This is a genomic window from Rhodococcus sp. GXMU-t2271 (assembly GCF_041414735.1).
In the GTDB taxonomy this organism is placed as follows: Bacteria; Actinomycetota; Actinomycetes; order Mycobacteriales; family Mycobacteriaceae; genus Rhodococcus; species Rhodococcus indonesiensis.
Genome location: NZ_JAUIZP010000064.1, coordinates 1 through 13,338 on the forward strand (window position 1 = coordinate 1; position 13,338 = coordinate 13,338).

Below are 13,338 nucleotides of genomic sequence, written 5' to 3' on the forward strand. Positions count from 1 at the left end.
GCCCGGATAGCTCGCGCCGCGGAATCTGAAACATCTTCCTGTCAGATTCTGCGAGCCTGCTACCGTGCGCCGGTGAACAGACAGCGCAGGCGGGGCCGCAGGGCCGCGAACCGACTGGAGCGGGCGGCCGATGCCGCGGACGTCGTGGCAACCCTCGCCGAACTGGGGATCCTGTTCCTGCGACTGCTGTCGCTGCCGTTCCGCGCGGCGGCGGCGCTGCTCCGGATGGTCACGACCTGACCGCGCTACGCGCCGATCGCCTCCTCGAGGATCGGCCAGGACTCGTGCAGCGCGTCCTGCCAATAGCCCCACGAGTGCGTGCCCTCCACCGCTGTGCTGAAGGTCGCCGCGATCCCGAGTTCGTCGAAGGTCCGTCGCAGCCGTTCGGTGCACTGTGCCGTGGCCGCCTCGATGGATCCGAGGACGAGCAGGTCGACCGGATCCACCTGCCCACCCAGGGCCGCCTCGTGCGGGCCCGGCAGGCCACCGCCGGAGGAGATGTACAGCGTCGTGCCGCGCAGCTTCTCCGCGTTCAGCGCCGCGTCGTTGGCGATCCACCCCGGGCCACCGATCGGGCCCCACATGTTCTCGACGTCGCCGCCCCCGATCGTGACGACGGCCTCGACGTAGCTGCGTCCCGGATCGCTGCTCGTCTGCGCGCACCCGCTGTAGGACGCCACCGCCTCGTACAGTCCCGGCGCCTGCTGCGCGAGAGCCAGCACCGAACTGCCCGACATGGACATTCCCGCGACGGCGTTGCGACCGTCGGCGCCCAGTGCCGCGTCCACGACCGGCGGCAGTTCCGACGTCAGGAACGTCGCCCATCGGTGCCGGCCGAGCTTCGGGTCGTCACGCACCCAGTCCGTGTAGTACGAGAAGGCGCCGCCCACCGGGGTGACGACGTTGACGTTCCTGCCGTCGAAGAACTCGCGGACGTCCGTCTGCTCGCGCCAGTTCGCGGCGTCCTCTCCCCCGCCGGCGCCGTTGAGCAGGTAGAAGGTGGGCCGGGCAACGGAAGTGTCGGCGGGCCGGATCACCTCGACCGGGATCACCCGGTCCATGGACGGCGAGTACACGTGCAGCACCCAGTCGCGCGCGGTCCGCTCCTCCACGTGATCGACGTAGGCCCCGGCCGGAGCCGGCTCGGCGGCCGCCGGCGCCGTCAGCAGCGACGCCGCGGCGAACAGCGCCGCCGCGATCGTCGCGCCGCGTCGCCGGATCGCGGGCATGTCGAGCACTGCGCCTCCCTCTCACATGCCGATCCCCCGGCCGGGCCGGCCGGGGGAGGTGCTCGTCGGAACATATCACCGGAAGGCACATATCACCGGAAGGCCGCGGGTCAGCAGCAGCCGGGCCCGATGGGGCCGCGCAGCTCGCGGGTGGCCGCGTTGCGCGCCGCGAGTTCGCCGTCGGGGGGATAGTCGACGCCGACGAGGCTGAGTCCGTGCGCCGGAGCCACGGCCACGGCCGCGGCGCGCTGCCGTTCGTCGAGCAGCGCGGTCATCCACTCGACACTGCGCCGCCCCTCCCCTACTGCGAGCGCCGCCCCGACGAGGCTGCGCACCATCGACCAGCAGAACGCGTCTGCGCTCACGTGCGCGGTCAGGATGTCCCCCGTGCTCGTCCAGTCGAAGCGTTGCAGTTCGCGGACCGTCGTCGCGCCCTCGCGCCGCTTGCAGAACGCCGCGAAGTCGTGCAGGCCCAGCAGCGACCGCGACGCGGCACGCATCGCGTCGACGTCCACCGGCTTGGGCCAGGCGACGGTGTCGCGGGCCCGCAGCGGCTCGGCGCCGTAGACGGCGGTGGTGAGCCGGTACTCGTAGTGCCGGCGGACCGCCGAGAAACGGGCGTCGAAGTGCGGCGGGGCGACGGAGATGCCGGTGACGCGGACGTCGCGCGGCAGGAACCGCGCGAGCCGTCGCACCAGACGGGCGAGGTCGTCCGGAAGGGCAGCGGCGGGGACGTCGACGTGCGCGACCTGACCGGACGCATGCACCCCGGCATCGGTCCGCCCGGCGACCGTGAGCTGGACCGGTGCGCGCACGACCGCCCCGAGTTTCTCTTCGATCTCCCCGCACACCGTCCGTCGTCCGGGTTGCCGTGCCCAGCCGGAGAAGTCGGTGCCGTCGTAGGCGATGTCGAGCCGCAGCCGGGTGCTGTCCCCTGCGGCGGACGGGTTCTCGAAAGCAACGGGCCCGCCGCCCCGGTTCGGGGCGACGGGCTCGTTCGCTTCAGCGGATGCCGAAACCAAGTGGACTAGTCCTTCTTGGCCTCGTCGGCGTCCTTGGCGTCGGCCGCGGTGGCGGTCTCGTCCTCGATCGCGTCGACGACGGCGTCCGCGTTCTCGACCTGCGCGTCGGAGGCGTCGGCCTCGACGGCTTCGACGACGTTCTCCTCGGCCGGGGCCTCGGTGGCCGGCGCGCTCTGCGAGGCGGCGACGCGACGGGCGCGGTCGGCCTCGGAGGTGACGGTCTTCTCCTTGACGAGCTCGATGATCGCCATGGGAGCGTTGTCACCCTTGCGCGGCATCGTCTTGACGATGCGGGTGTAGCCGCCGTTGCGGTCCTCGTAGAACGGGCCGATCTCCGCGAACAGCGTGTGGACGACGTCCTTGTTGCGGATGACCTTCAGCACCTCACGACGGTTGGCCAGCGTGCCGGCCTTCGCGTGCGTGACGAGCTTCTCGGCGTAGGGCCGCAGGGCCTTGGCCTTGGCCTCGGTGGTGGTGATGCGGCCGTGCTCGAAGAGCGCAGTGGCCAGGTTGGCCAGCAGCGCCTTCTGGTGCGAGGCCGACCCGCCGAAGCGGGCACCCTTCTTGGGCTTGGGCATGATGAATCTCCTAGTAACGGACCGTGAGCTGCTACAGCTGCTCGGTCTCGGCGTAGTCCTCGTTCCCCTCGGCGTCGCCGAAGGAACCGGCGTCCGTATCGCTCCAGGTACCGGTCGCGGCGTCGTAGCCGGCGACGGTGCTCGGGTCGAAGGACGCGGGGCTGTCCTTGAGGGAGAGGCCGAGCGAGTGCAGCTTGACCTTCACCTCGTCGATGGACTTCTGACCGAAGTTGCGGATGTCGAGCAGGTCGGACTCCGTGCGTGCCACGAGCTCACCGACGGTGTGCACACCCTCGCGCTTGAGGCAGTTGTAGGACCGGACCGTCAGGTCGAGATCCTCGATGGGGAGTCCGAAGGAGGCGATGTGGTCGGCCTCGGCGGGCGAGGGACCGATCTCGATGCCTTCTGCTTCGACGTTCAGCTCACGAGCCAGACCGAAGAGCTCCACCAGGGTCTTGCCCGCCGAAGCGAGCGCGTCCCGCGCGGTGATCGAGTTCTTGGTCTCCACGTCGAGAATCAACCGATCGAAGTCGGTGCGCTGCTCGACGCGGGTCGCCTCCACCTTGTAGGTCACCTTGAGCACCGGCGAGTAGATCGAGTCGACCGGGATGCGGCCGATCTCGGCGCCGGACGCCTTGTTCTGGACGGCAGGGACGTAGCCGCGGCCGCGCTCGACGACGAGCTCGATCTCCAGCTTGCCCTTGTCGTTCAGGGTGGCGATGTGCAGGTCCGGGTTGTGGACGGTGACACCGGCCGGGGGCACGATGTCGCCCGCGGTCACGGTGCCGGGGCCCTGCTTGCGGACGTACATGGTGACCGGCTCGTCCTCTTCCGAGCTGACCACGAGGCCCTTGAGGTTCAGGATGATGTCGGTGACATCCTCCTTGACCCCGGGAACCGTGGTGAACTCGTGGAGCACGCCGTCGATGCGAATGCTGGTGACGGCCGCGCCCGGAATCGAGGACAGCAGGGTGCGACGAAGCGAGTTGCCGAGGGTGTACCCGAAGCCCGGCTCGAGGGGTTCGATGACGAACTTCGAGCGGTTGTCGGCGATGACCTCTTCGCTGAGGGTGGGTCGCTGCGAGATGAGCATGGAGTGCCTCCTTGTGGGCGTCCGCCATATGACGCCCTGGTCGGGATGTGGTGTCCCCCCGGACCTCGGGAGGACCGGAAGGACACCACGGCGCGAAGCGCCTTACTTCGAGTAGTACTCGACGATCAGCTGTTCCTGCAGCGGGATGTCGATCTGCGCGCGCTCGGGGAGCTGGTGGACCAGCACCCGCAGACGCGGGCCGACGACCTGCAGCCAACCCGGGATCGGACGATCGCCCTGGGTCTCACGGGCCACCTGGAAGGGCAGTGTGCCCAGCGACTTCTCGCGGACGTCGATGATGTCGTACTGCGAGACGCGGTAGCTGGGGATGTCGACCTTCTTGCCGTTCACCAGGAAGTGGCCGTGGCTCACCAGCTGGCGGGCCTGACGGCGGGTCCGGGCGAGACCGGCGCGGTAGACGACGTTGTCCAGACGCGACTCGAGGATGGTCAGCAGGACCTCACCGGTCTTGCCGGGGCGGCCGGCGGCCTCCTCGTAGTAGCGACGGAACTGCTTTTCCATCACGCCGTAGGAGAAGCGGGCCTTCTGCTTCTCCTGCAGCTGGAGCAGGTATTCGCTCTCCTTGATCCGCGCGCGGCCGTGCTGGCCGGGCGGGTAGGGGCGACGCTCGAACGCCTGGTCGCCTCCGACGAGGTCGACGCGCAGACGACGCGACTTACGGGTAACGGGACCGGTATAGCGAGCCATGATTCAAACCTTCCTTTCCCGTTAGACGCGACGCCGCTTGGGCGGACGGCAGCCGTTGTGCGGCTGGGGGGTGACGTCGGAGATGGTGCCGACCTCGAGGCCCGCGGCCTGGAGGGAACGGATCGCCGTCTCGCGGCCCGAGCCCGGGCCCTTCACGAAGACGTCGACCTTCTTGACACCGTGCTCCTGCGCCTTGCGGGCAGCGTTCTCGGCGGCGAGCTGCGCGGCGAACGGGGTCGACTTGCGCGAACCCTTGAAACCGACGTGGCCGGAGGACGCCCAGGAGATGACGTTGCCGTTCGGGTCCGTGATGGACACGATCGTGTTGTTGAAGGTGCTCTTGATGTGAGCGGCACCGTGCGGGACGTTCTTCTTGTCCCTGCGGCGCGCCTTCTGGGTCTTCTTGGGACCGGTGCTGCGTGACTTGGGAGGCATTACTTCTTCTTTCCTGCGACGGTGCGCTTCGGACCCTTACGGGTGCGGGCGTTGGTCTTGGTGCGCTGTCCACGCACGGGCAGACCACGACGGTGTCGCAGGCCCTGGTAGCAGCCGATCTCGATCTTGCGACGGATATCCGCCTGGACCTCGCGGCGGAGGTCACCCTCGACCTTGTAGGTCTCCTCGATGAACTCGCGCAGCTTGGCGAGATCCTCGTCGGAGAGGTCCTTGCTGCGCAGATCCGGGCTCACGCCGGTGGCCTCGAGGATCTCCTTCGAGCGGGTACGGCCGATGCCGTAGATGTAGGTCAGTGCGATCTCCATCCGCTTTTCGCGGGGAAGATCGACACCTGCGAGACGTGCCATGTGGCATTCCTATTCGGTGTGCGGAGGTCTGCTCCCAGCCCGTCCCCTGCGTCGTGAAACTGTGTGGTCCCGCGGCCCGGCCGAAGCCGGAACGCCGGTAGTCCGAAACACAGTGGGGCCCCGGCCTCCGAACCGGGGGTGTATCGCGCGGCTCCCCGACGAATCGGGAATCGTGACCGAACGACTGGTACTGGAAGGTCTTCTCTAGCTTGTTGCCAAGCCGATCTGTCGAAGAGCGGGTGGTCTAGCCCTGGCGCTGCTTGTGGCGCAGGTTCTCGCAGATCACCATGACCCGGCCGTTACGGCGGATCACCTTGCACTTCTCGCAGATCTTCTTGACGCTCGGCTGAACCTTCACGGTGCGTCTGATCTCCTGTGTGTACGCCTGCCGCAGAGCACGAGGCATGCTGCAGACATGGTTCTCCCCGACCGTGCGGCCGGGGAAGCTCTTACTTGTAGCGGTAGACGATGCGCCCACGCGACAGGTCGTAGGGCGAGAGCTCTACGACAACCCGGTCCTCGGGCAGGATGCGAATGTAGTGCTGACGCATCTTGCCGCTGATGTGAGCCAGGACCTTGTGACCGTTCTCGAGCTCAATGCGAAACATCGCATTGGGCAGCGGCTCGATCACTCGACCCTCGACCTCGATGGCTCCGTCTTTCTTGGCCATATCCTCCGCGATCCGTGTTGTTCGGCGTGTGGTTGCATCGGTGTCCGTTACCGTGACGCTCGGCGTGCCCGGCTGCGGACACCCGCAGACCGGCGCGCAGGGCGCACCATCGATCTATGCTACGGGAACTTTCCCACCAGGGCCAAATGCCGACATACAGGAGGACAGCCGTGCGGGCGTTGCTTCAGCGGGTGACGGGTGCCGCCGTCGCGGTCGACGGTCGCGAGGTCGCCCGGATCTCACCCCCGGTCGGCGGTCACGGCCTGCTCGTGCTCGTCGGCGTGACCCACGACGACGACGCGGCCAAGGCCGCGACGCTGGCCCGGAAGGTGTGGACGATGCGGATCCTCGAGGACGAGAAGTCGGCGTCCGATCTGGCGGCCCCGATCCTCGTGGTCAGCCAGTTCACGCTCATGGCCGACACGCGCAAGAGCCGGCGCCCGTCGTGGTCGGCCGCCGCACCGCGCGCCGTGGCCGAACCGCTGGTGGACGAGTTCGCGTCGGCTCTGCGGGAGCTGGGCGCCGACGTGCAGACCGGCGTCTTCGGGGAGCACATGGAGGTGAGCCTGGTGAACGACGGCCCGGTCACCCTCCTGGTCGAGGTGTGAACCGGGGTCTGCGACCCGAGCGAATGTCTCGTTCGGCTCGTCGGGCAGCGAGCGAGACATTCGCTCGCCACCACCGCCGCACTACTCCGGACGCAGGGTGAGGATGCGGGGACCGTCCTCGGTCACCGCGACGGTGTGCTCCCAGTGCGCGGCGCGGCTGCCGTCGGTCGTGACGACGGTCCACTTGTCGTCGAGCACCTCGGTCTCGTAGGTACCGAGTGTCAGCATCGGTTCGATGGCGAGCACGGATCCCACCACGAGGCGGGGCCCCTTCCCGGGCTCGCCCTCGTTCGGCAGGAACGGATCCATGTGCATCTCGCGGCCGATGGCGTGCCCGCCGTATCCGTCGACGATGCCGTAGCGCCGGCCGTGCAACCGTTCGGCCTCGCGGGTGCCGGTCTCGATGGCGTGCGAGACGTCGGTGAGCCGGTTGTCCGGCAGCATCGCCGCGATGCCCGCCTCCATCGACAGCCGTGTCGCATCGCTGAGATCGACGTCGGCGGCGGCGAGTTCCCCGACGCCGAAGGTCCACGCCGAGTCGCCGTGCCAGCCCTCGAGGATCGCGCCGCAGTCGATCGACACGAGATCGCCCTCGGCGAGGATCTCCGTCGCCGAGGGGATTCCGTGCACCACGCGGTCGTTCACCGACGAGCAGATCGAGCCGGTGAACCCGTGGTAGCCCAGGAAGGAGGGGACGGCCCCCGCGTCACGGATGACCGCCTCCGCCACCTGGTCCAGTTCCAGGGTGCTCACGCCCGGCTTCGCCGCCTCGCGGACCGCCACGAGTGCGGCGCCGACCACAGCGCCCGCCGCCGCCATCGCATCGAGTTCACCGGCGGTGCGGAACGGAACCACCTTGCGCTTGCGCCCGAAACCCATCGTCTTGCTCCTGCGTCCTTACTTGCCGAGGGCCGCGAGGGCGCGGGCGTTGATCTCGTCGACCTCGCCGACGGCATCGACCGTGACGAGCGCGTCGGCGTAGTAGTCGAGCAGCGGCGCCGTCTCCTCGCGGTACACCCGGAGCCGATTGCGGATGACGTCCTCGGTGTCGTCGGCGCGGCCGCGGGCGAGCATCCGCTCGACCACGACGTCCTCGTCGATGTCGAAGGAGAGAACGCCGTCGAGCTTCGTGTCCAGGGCCTTCAGGATGGACTCGAGTTCACGAGCCTGTTCCACGCTCCGGGGGAAGCCGTCGAGCAGGAAGCCGTCGACCGCGTCGGGCTCGGCGAGACGGGCGCGCACCATGTTGTTGGTGATCTCGGCGGGCACGAGCTCGCCGGCGTCGATGTACTTCTTGGCTTCGACACCGAGCGGGGTGCCCTGCCCGATGTTGGCCCGGAACAGATCCCCGGTGGAGATCGCGGGGACGCCGAGCTTCTCCGACAGGATGGCGGCCTGCGTGCCCTTGCCGGCACCGGGCGGACCGAGGAGTACAAGTCTCACTTGAGGAACCCTTCGTAGTTGCGCTGCATGAGTTGACTTTCGATCTGCTTGACAGTGTCCAGCGCGACACTGACGAGAATGAGCACCGCGGCGCCACCGAAGATGCTGGTGGCGGTCTGGCTGCCCGAGAGGAAGAAGTTGGGCAGCGTCGCGATGAGACCCAGGTACAGCGAACCTGGCACCGTGATGCGGTTGAGGACGTAGCTGAGGTACTCGGCGGTCGGGCGTCCCGGCCGGATGCCCGGGATGAAGCCGCCGTACTTCTTCATCTCGTCGGCCCGTTCCTCCGGATTGAAGGTGATGGCGACGTAGAAGAAGACGAAGAAGACGATCAGCCCGAAGTAGATCGCGATGTAGACCGGGTTGTTCGGATTCACCAGGTACTCGTTGATGATCCGCTGCCACCAGCTCGGATCGGTGGCCGAGGTGGCTCCGGTCAGCTGGGCGATGAGGTTCGGCAGGTACAGCAGCGACGACGCGAAGATCACCGGGATGATGCCGGCCTGGTTCACCTTCAACGGCAGGTACGTCGAAGACCCGCCGTACATGCGCCGGCCCACCATGCGCTTGGCGTACTGCACCGGGATCCGGCGCTGGCCCTGCTCGACGAACACCACGCCGGTGATGACCACCAGCGCGACGACGAGGACGATCGTGAAGACCAGCCCGCCGCGGGACTCGAGGATGGTGCGGCCCTCGGACGGCAGCCGCGAGGCGATGCCGGCGAAGATCAGGATCGACATGCCGTTGCCGACGCCGCGCTCGGTGATGAGCTCACCGAACCACATGACGAGCGCCGCACCGGCCGTCATGACCAGCACGATCACGACCATGCCGAAGATGCTGTCGTCGGCGAGGATCGGTTCGGAACAGCCCTGCAACAGCTGCCCGCGCGCCGCGAGGGCGACGATGCCGGTGGACTGCAGCACGGCGAGCGCCACCGCGAGGTAGCGCGTGTACTGCGTCATCTTGGCCTGCCCCGCCTGCCCTTCCTTGCGCAACTCCTCGAAGCGCGGAATGACCACCGTCAGCAGCTGCACGATGATGCTTGCGGTGATGAACGGCATGATGCCGATCGCGAACACCGACAGCTGCAACAGGGCGCCGCCGGAGAACAGGTTGATCAGCGAGTAGATCCCGGCGGAGTCCCCGCCGCTGAGCTGATCGATGCAGGCACGCACGTTGCCGTAGTCGACGCCCGGAGACGGCAGCGTCGCGCCGAGGCGGTACAGGGCCACCAACCCGAGCGCGACGAGGATCTTCCGCCTCAGGTCCGGGGTCCTGAGGGCCGAGACGAAGGCGGAAAGCAAAGATCCTCCTGGCAGGGCGAAACGGGAGACTGTGGATCGACGCGCGGGGTCCGACGGTCGACAACTCTTGAACTCTAGCAGCGCGCCCGGAACCGGTGCCGTGGCGCCGGGTCGGGGCTGCTCGTCCCCGCGGCGACAGGATGCCGCCGTGCGGTGTCCGGCAGGGCGGGAACGCCGAACGGCCGCACTGCAACACGTGCTGCAGTGCGGCCGTTCGTGTGCTGTGCGTCACGCACGAGCGAACCGGTCAGGCCAGTTCGGTCGCGGTGCCGCCGGCAGCGGTGATCTTCTCCTTGGCGGAGCCGGAGAACTTGTTCGCGGTCACCTGCACGGCCACCGTGAGCTCGCCCTCGCCGAGGACCTTCACGAGCTGGTTCTTGCGAACCGCGCCCTTGGCGACGAGCTCGTCGACGCCGACCTGTCCACCCTCGGGGAAGAGACGGGCGATGTCGCCGACGTTGACGACCTGGTACTCGGTGCGGAAGGCGTTCTTGAAGCCCTTGAGCTTCGGCAGCCGCATGTGCAGCGGCATCTGGCCACCCTCGAAGGCCGCCGAGACGTTCTTGCGCGCCTTGGTGCCCTTCGTACCGCGACCGGCGGTCTTGCCCTTCGAACCCTCACCGCGGCCGACGCGGGTCTTGTCCGTCTTCGCGCCCGGAGCCGGGCGCAGGTGGTGCAGCTTGATTGTCACTTGGAGGCCTCCTCAGCAGTGACTTCCTCGACAACGACGAGGTGACGCACCACGTTGATCAAGCCGCGGTTCTGCGCATTGTCCTCGCGGACCACGGACTGGCGGATCTTCCGCAGACCGAGGGTGCGCAGGCTGTCGCGCTGGTTCGACTTGGTGCCGATGGTGCTCTTGACCTGAGTGATCTTCAGCTCTGCCATTACTTCACGCTCCCAGCGGCCTGTGCCCGGGCGCGCAGCATGCCCGCAGGTGCGACGTCCTCGAGGGCCAGACCGCGGCGAGCCGCGACTTCCTCGGGGCGCTGCAGCTGCTTGAGGGCGGCCACGGTGGCGTGCACGACGTTGATGGCGTTGTCGCTGCCGAGCGACTTCGACAGGATGTCGTGGATGCCCGCGCATTCGAGCACGGCACGCACCGCACCACCGGCGATCACACCGGTACCCGGCGAGGCGGGGCGCAGCATGACGACGCCGGCCGCGGCCTCACCCTGCACCGGGTGCGTGATCGTGGAGCCGATGAGCGGGACGCGGAAGAAGCCCTTGCGAGCCTCCTCGACACCCTTCTGGATGGCCGCGGGAACTTCCTTGGCCTTGCCGTAGCCGACGCCGACCAGGCCGTTGCCGTCGCCCACGATCACCAGTGCGGTGAAGCTGAAGCGACGGCCGCCCTTGACGACCTTCGACACACGGTTGATCGAGACGACACGCTCGATGTAGTTCGACTTCTCGGCGGCACCGCCGCCGCGCGAGTCGCGATCGCGGCGGTCGCGACCACCACGCTGGTCCCCGGTGTTGGGGCCATTCTGTCCGGCGGGGCCGTTGCCGCCGTCACGCCGCTGACGTCCCGGCATCAGGCGTTCCTTCCGTTCGAAGAGATGGTCATCAGAACTTCAACCCGCTTTCGCGAGCCGCGTCTGCGAGGGCCGCGATCCGGCCGCTGTAGGTGTGGCCGCCACGGTCGAAGACCACAGCCTCCACGCCGGCAGCCTTGGCCCGCTCGGCGATCAGCTGGCCGACCTTGGCGCCGCGCGCCTTCTTGTCGCCCTCGAGCGCACGCACGTCCGGCTCGACGGTCGAGGCCGCCGCCAGGGTGGTGCCCGTCAGGTCGTCGACCAGCTGGGCGTGAATGTGGCGCGAGGACCGGTTCACGACGAGACGGGGACGCTCGGCGGTGCCGGCGACCTTCTTGCGCAGACGGAAGTGCCGACGCTGCTTCGACAGCCGACGCCGGGTGGACGCGTCCTTGCCGAGCGGAATCCGCTTGGCCTTCTGGTTCTCGGTCTGGCTCATGATCACTTACCCGTCTTTCCGACCTTGCGGCGCACCTGCTCGCCCTCGTAGCGGATGCCCTTGCCCTTGTACGGGTCGGACTTGCGCAGCCGGCGGATGTTGGCCGCGATCTGGCCGACCTTCTGCTTGTCGATGCCCGAGATCGAGAACTTCGTCGGCGACTCGACCGCGAACGTGATGCCCTCGGGGGCCTCGATCGGGACCGGGTGGCTGTAGCCGAGCGAGAACTCGAGGTCCTTGCCCTTGAGCGCGACGCGGTAGCCGACGCCGTGGATCTCCATCTTCGTGGTGTACCCCTCGGTGACACCCACGATGAGGTTCTGCACGAGCGTGCGCGACAGACCGTGCAGCGCGCGGCTGCGACGCTCGTCGTTCGGACGGCTCACGTTGAGCGCGCCGTCGTCACCCTTGGCGATGGTGATCGGCTCGGCGATGGTCAGCGAGAGGTTGCCCTTGGGGCCCTTCACTGCGACGTCCTGGCCGTCGATGGTCACCTCGACGCCCGACGGGACGGTGACCGGAAGCTTTCCAATACGCGACATTGTGGTGGCCTCCCTTACCAGACGTAGGCGAGGACTTCCCCGCCCACTCCCTGCTTGGCCGCCTGGCGATCGGTGAGCAGGCCGGAGGACGTGGAGATGATCGCCACGCCGAGGCCGCCCAGGACCTTGGGCAGGTTGGTGGATTTCGCGTACACGCGCAGGCCGGGCTTCGACACGCGGCGCACACCGGCGAGGCTGCGCTCACGGGACGGGCCGTACTTGAGGTTGACGACGAGGGTCTTGCCCACCTCGGCATCCTCGGTGCGGAAGTCGGCGATGTAGCCCTCACGCTTGAGGATCTCGGCGATGTTCGCCTTGATCTTCGAGTGGGGAAGCTTCACCTCGTCGTGGTACGCCGTGTTGGCGTTACGCAGACGCGTCAAGAAGTCTGCGATGGGGTCGGTCATGGTCATGGCTGACCTGTTCACCTTTCTCGTTGCGGTTCCCATGCAACACCGGCAGCGGCGACGAACGTGTCGCCGGCGCGGACCGGCCGTGGGCCTACGACGAACTTGGTTTCATGCGGACCGGACGCGGTTGCGACCGGCCCCTGACAGGAGTGACGGTGGACGACCGTGCGGTCGTCCACCGTTCACGTCACCAGGAGCTCTTGTGAACTCCCGGAAGCTGACCGCGGTGTGCCATGTCACGCAGGCAGATGCGGCAGAGTCCGAACTTGCGGAAGACCGAGTGGGGGCGCCCGCAGCGCTGGCAGCGGGTGTAGGCGCGCACCGCGAACTTCGGCTTCTTGTTGGCCTTGTTGACCAGTGCCTTCTTAGCCATGGGCTCAGTTCTCCTTGAACGGGAAGCCGAGGTGCTTGAGCAGGGCACGGCCTTCTTCGTTGTTGGTGGCGGTCGTGACGACGGTGATGTCCATGCCGCGCGGGCGGTCGATCTTGTCCACGTCGATCTCGTGGAACATCGACTGCTCGTTCAGGCCGAACGTGTAGTTGCCGTTGCCGTCGAACTGGTTGCCGTTGAGGCCGCGGAAGTCCCGGATACGGGGCAGCGCGATGGAGACCAGGCGGTCCAGGAACTCCCACATGCGGTCGCCGCGCAGCGTGACGCGCGCGCCGATCGGCATGCCCTCACGCAGCTTGAACTGGGCGATCGACTTGCGGGCCTTGCGGATCTCCGGCTTCTGACCGGTGATCAGAGCCAGGTCGGCGACCGCGCCGTTGATCAGCTTCGCGTCGCGGGCGGCGTCACCGACACCCATGTTGACGACGACCTTCACGACGCCGGGGATCTGCATGACGTTCGCGTAGTCGAACTCCGCGTTCAGCGCGTCGCGGATCTCCTCGCGGTACCGGGTCTTCAGACGCGGTGTGGTCTTGTTCTCGGTGGTGGTCAT

General features: G+C 67.8%; 22 protein-coding genes. 2 read left to right on the forward strand and 20 right to left on the reverse strand.

All coding sequences use genetic code 11. The annotated features are described in order from the left end of the window. Window positions 1-72: 72 nt before the first annotated feature. Window positions 73-240: a hypothetical protein gene (locus tag QYS60_RS22755; protein WP_160320120.1), complete on the forward strand. Its 168-nt coding sequence runs from the start codon at window positions 73-75 to the stop codon at window positions 238-240. Between the two features lie 5 nt (window positions 241-245). On the opposite strand, the gene QYS60_RS22760 is transcribed toward QYS60_RS22755, so the two are convergent. The 9 genes from QYS60_RS22760 to infA all read right to left on the reverse strand — a co-directional run bounded on the left by QYS60_RS22760 (window position 246) and on the right by infA (window position 6,104). Then, the gene (locus QYS60_RS22760) at window positions 246-1,238 is read right to left on the reverse strand and encodes an alpha/beta hydrolase family protein (protein WP_289379188.1); all 993 of its coding nucleotides are present in this window, start codon (window positions 1,236-1,238) and stop codon (window positions 246-248) included. A 101-nt stretch (window positions 1,239-1,339) separates the two neighbouring features. After that, window positions 1,340-2,251 carry a tRNA pseudouridine(38-40) synthase TruA gene (gene truA / locus QYS60_RS22765; protein WP_289379190.1) on the reverse strand — a complete coding sequence of 304 codons (912 nt, stop codon included), beginning with the start codon at window positions 2,249-2,251 and terminating at the stop codon, window positions 1,340-1,342. 5 nt (window positions 2,252-2,256) lie between these two features. Then, the gene (gene rplQ / locus QYS60_RS22770; RefSeq protein ID WP_003938063.1) at window positions 2,257-2,829 is read right to left on the reverse strand and encodes a 50S ribosomal protein L17; all 573 of its coding nucleotides are present in this window, start codon (window positions 2,827-2,829) and stop codon (window positions 2,257-2,259) included. Between the two features lie 31 nt (window positions 2,830-2,860). Further along, window positions 2,861-3,922: a DNA-directed RNA polymerase subunit alpha gene (locus QYS60_RS22775; RefSeq protein ID WP_003938064.1), complete on the reverse strand. Its 1,062-nt coding sequence runs from the start codon at window positions 3,920-3,922 to the stop codon at window positions 2,861-2,863. Window positions 3,923-4,024: 102 nt separating this feature from the next. Then, entirely contained in the window at window positions 4,025-4,630 is a 606-nt protein-coding gene (rpsD, locus tag QYS60_RS22780) for a 30S ribosomal protein S4 (protein ID WP_003938065.1), read from the reverse strand. Window positions 4,631-4,651: 21 nt separating this feature from the next. Beyond that, window positions 4,652-5,065 carry a 30S ribosomal protein S11 gene (gene rpsK / locus QYS60_RS22785; RefSeq protein WP_003938066.1) on the reverse strand — a complete coding sequence of 138 codons (414 nt, stop codon included), beginning with the start codon at window positions 5,063-5,065 and terminating at the stop codon, window positions 4,652-4,654. After that, window positions 5,065-5,433, reverse strand: a complete 369-nt coding sequence (gene rpsM / locus QYS60_RS22790) for a 30S ribosomal protein S13 (protein WP_003938067.1) — start codon at window positions 5,431-5,433, stop codon at window positions 5,065-5,067. Before rpsM ends, rpsK begins: the two co-directional genes overlap by 1 nt. Window positions 5,434-5,677: 244 nt before the next feature. Then, window positions 5,678-5,791 carry a 50S ribosomal protein L36 gene (gene rpmJ / locus QYS60_RS22795; protein ID WP_003938068.1) on the reverse strand — a complete coding sequence of 38 codons (114 nt, stop codon included), beginning with the start codon at window positions 5,789-5,791 and terminating at the stop codon, window positions 5,678-5,680. 91 nt (window positions 5,792-5,882) lie between these two features. Beyond that, a complete protein-coding gene (infA, locus tag QYS60_RS22800; RefSeq protein WP_003886926.1) occupies window positions 5,883-6,104 on the reverse strand; it encodes a translation initiation factor IF-1 in 222 nt (73 codons plus the stop codon). A 170-nt stretch (window positions 6,105-6,274) separates the two neighbouring features. On the opposite strand from infA, the gene dtd reads away from it, so the two are divergent. After that, entirely contained in the window at window positions 6,275-6,712 is a 438-nt protein-coding gene (gene dtd, locus QYS60_RS22805) for a D-aminoacyl-tRNA deacylase (RefSeq protein WP_289379201.1), read from the forward strand. A gap of 81 nt (window positions 6,713-6,793) precedes the next feature. Here the strand turns inward: dtd and map are convergent, their stop codons facing one another. The 11 genes from map to rplE all read right to left on the reverse strand — a co-directional run bounded on the left by map (window position 6,794) and on the right by rplE (window position 13,338). Further along, window positions 6,794-7,591, reverse strand: coding sequence for a type I methionyl aminopeptidase (map, locus tag QYS60_RS22810; RefSeq protein WP_289379202.1), 798 nt, complete (start codon window positions 7,589-7,591; stop codon window positions 6,794-6,796). A gap of 18 nt (window positions 7,592-7,609) precedes the next feature. After that, window positions 7,610-8,155, reverse strand: coding sequence for an adenylate kinase (locus QYS60_RS22815; RefSeq protein WP_289379203.1), 546 nt, complete (start codon window positions 8,153-8,155; stop codon window positions 7,610-7,612). Beyond that, complete coding sequence (gene secY, locus QYS60_RS22820; RefSeq protein ID WP_003938072.1) at window positions 8,152-9,465, reverse strand: preprotein translocase subunit SecY; 1,314 nt, start codon at window positions 9,463-9,465, stop codon at window positions 8,152-8,154. Before secY ends, QYS60_RS22815 begins: the two co-directional genes overlap by 4 nt. Window positions 9,466-9,712: 247 nt before the next feature. Continuing rightward, window positions 9,713-10,156 carry a 50S ribosomal protein L15 gene (gene rplO, locus QYS60_RS22825; RefSeq protein WP_003938073.1) on the reverse strand — a complete coding sequence of 148 codons (444 nt, stop codon included), beginning with the start codon at window positions 10,154-10,156 and terminating at the stop codon, window positions 9,713-9,715. Beyond that, on the reverse strand, window positions 10,153-10,353 hold the full coding sequence (gene rpmD, locus QYS60_RS22830) for a 50S ribosomal protein L30 (RefSeq protein WP_003938074.1): 201 nt from the start codon (window positions 10,351-10,353) through the stop codon (window positions 10,153-10,155). The genes rplO and rpmD overlap by 4 nt, the downstream gene beginning before the upstream one ends. After that, window positions 10,353-11,003 carry a 30S ribosomal protein S5 gene (rpsE, locus tag QYS60_RS22835; RefSeq protein WP_003938075.1) on the reverse strand — a complete coding sequence of 217 codons (651 nt, stop codon included), beginning with the start codon at window positions 11,001-11,003 and terminating at the stop codon, window positions 10,353-10,355. Before rpsE ends, rpmD begins: the two co-directional genes overlap by 1 nt. A gap of 31 nt (window positions 11,004-11,034) precedes the next feature. Continuing rightward, window positions 11,035-11,442, reverse strand: a complete 408-nt coding sequence (rplR, locus tag QYS60_RS22840) for a 50S ribosomal protein L18 (protein WP_054371930.1) — start codon at window positions 11,440-11,442, stop codon at window positions 11,035-11,037. 2 nt (window positions 11,443-11,444) lie between these two features. Continuing rightward, on the reverse strand, window positions 11,445-11,984 hold the full coding sequence (gene rplF / locus QYS60_RS22845) for a 50S ribosomal protein L6 (RefSeq protein ID WP_003938077.1): 540 nt from the start codon (window positions 11,982-11,984) through the stop codon (window positions 11,445-11,447). 14 nt (window positions 11,985-11,998) lie between these two features. Beyond that, on the reverse strand, window positions 11,999-12,397 hold the full coding sequence (gene rpsH, locus QYS60_RS22850; RefSeq protein ID WP_003938078.1) for a 30S ribosomal protein S8: 399 nt from the start codon (window positions 12,395-12,397) through the stop codon (window positions 11,999-12,001). Between the two features lie 184 nt (window positions 12,398-12,581). Next, window positions 12,582-12,767 (reverse strand): type Z 30S ribosomal protein S14, encoded by a 186-nt coding sequence (locus tag QYS60_RS22855; protein ID WP_003938079.1) that lies wholly within the window; start codon window positions 12,765-12,767, stop codon window positions 12,582-12,584. 4 nt (window positions 12,768-12,771) lie between these two features. Further along, a complete protein-coding gene (rplE, locus tag QYS60_RS22860; protein WP_003938080.1) occupies window positions 12,772-13,338 on the reverse strand; it encodes a 50S ribosomal protein L5 in 567 nt (188 codons plus the stop codon).

Excerpts from the sequence above, each read along its gene's own strand:
- rplQ (WP_003938063.1), bottom strand. The coding sequence starts at position 2,829 with ATGCCCAAGCCCAAGAAGGGTGCCCGCTTCGGCGGGTCGGCCTCGCAC.
- QYS60_RS22775 (WP_003938064.1), bottom strand. The coding sequence starts at position 3,922 with ATGCTCATCTCGCAGCGACCCACCCTCAGCGAAGAGGTCATCGCCGAC.
- rpsD (WP_003938065.1), bottom strand. The coding sequence starts at position 4,630 with ATGGCTCGCTATACCGGTCCCGTTACCCGTAAGTCGCGTCGTCTGCGC.
- rpsK (WP_003938066.1), bottom strand. The coding sequence starts at position 5,065 with ATGCCTCCCAAGTCACGCAGCACCGGTCCCAAGAAGACCCAGAAGGCG.
- rpsM (WP_003938067.1), bottom strand. The coding sequence starts at position 5,433 with ATGGCACGTCTCGCAGGTGTCGATCTTCCCCGCGAAAAGCGGATGGAG.
- infA (WP_003886926.1), bottom strand. The coding sequence starts at position 6,104 with ATGGCCAAGAAAGACGGAGCCATCGAGGTCGAGGGTCGAGTGATCGAG.
- map (WP_289379202.1), bottom strand. The coding sequence starts at position 7,591 with ATGGGTTTCGGGCGCAAGCGCAAGGTGGTTCCGTTCCGCACCGCCGGT.
- rpmD (WP_003938074.1), bottom strand. The coding sequence starts at position 10,353 with ATGGCAGAGCTGAAGATCACTCAGGTCAAGAGCACCATCGGCACCAAG.
- rpsE (WP_003938075.1), bottom strand. The coding sequence starts at position 11,003 with ATGCCGGGACGTCAGCGGCGTGACGGCGGCAACGGCCCCGCCGGACAG.
- rplR (WP_054371930.1), bottom strand. The coding sequence starts at position 11,442 with ATGAGCCAGACCGAGAACCAGAAGGCCAAGCGGATTCCGCTCGGCAAG.
- rplF (WP_003938077.1), bottom strand. The coding sequence starts at position 11,984 with ATGTCGCGTATTGGAAAGCTTCCGGTCACCGTCCCGTCGGGCGTCGAG.
- rpsH (WP_003938078.1), bottom strand. The coding sequence starts at position 12,397 with ATGACCATGACCGACCCCATCGCAGACTTCTTGACGCGTCTGCGTAAC.
- QYS60_RS22855 (WP_003938079.1), bottom strand. The coding sequence starts at position 12,767 with ATGGCTAAGAAGGCACTGGTCAACAAGGCCAACAAGAAGCCGAAGTTC.
- rplE (WP_003938080.1), bottom strand. The coding sequence starts at position 13,338 with ATGACCACCACCGAGAACAAGACCACACCGCGTCTGAAGACCCGGTAC.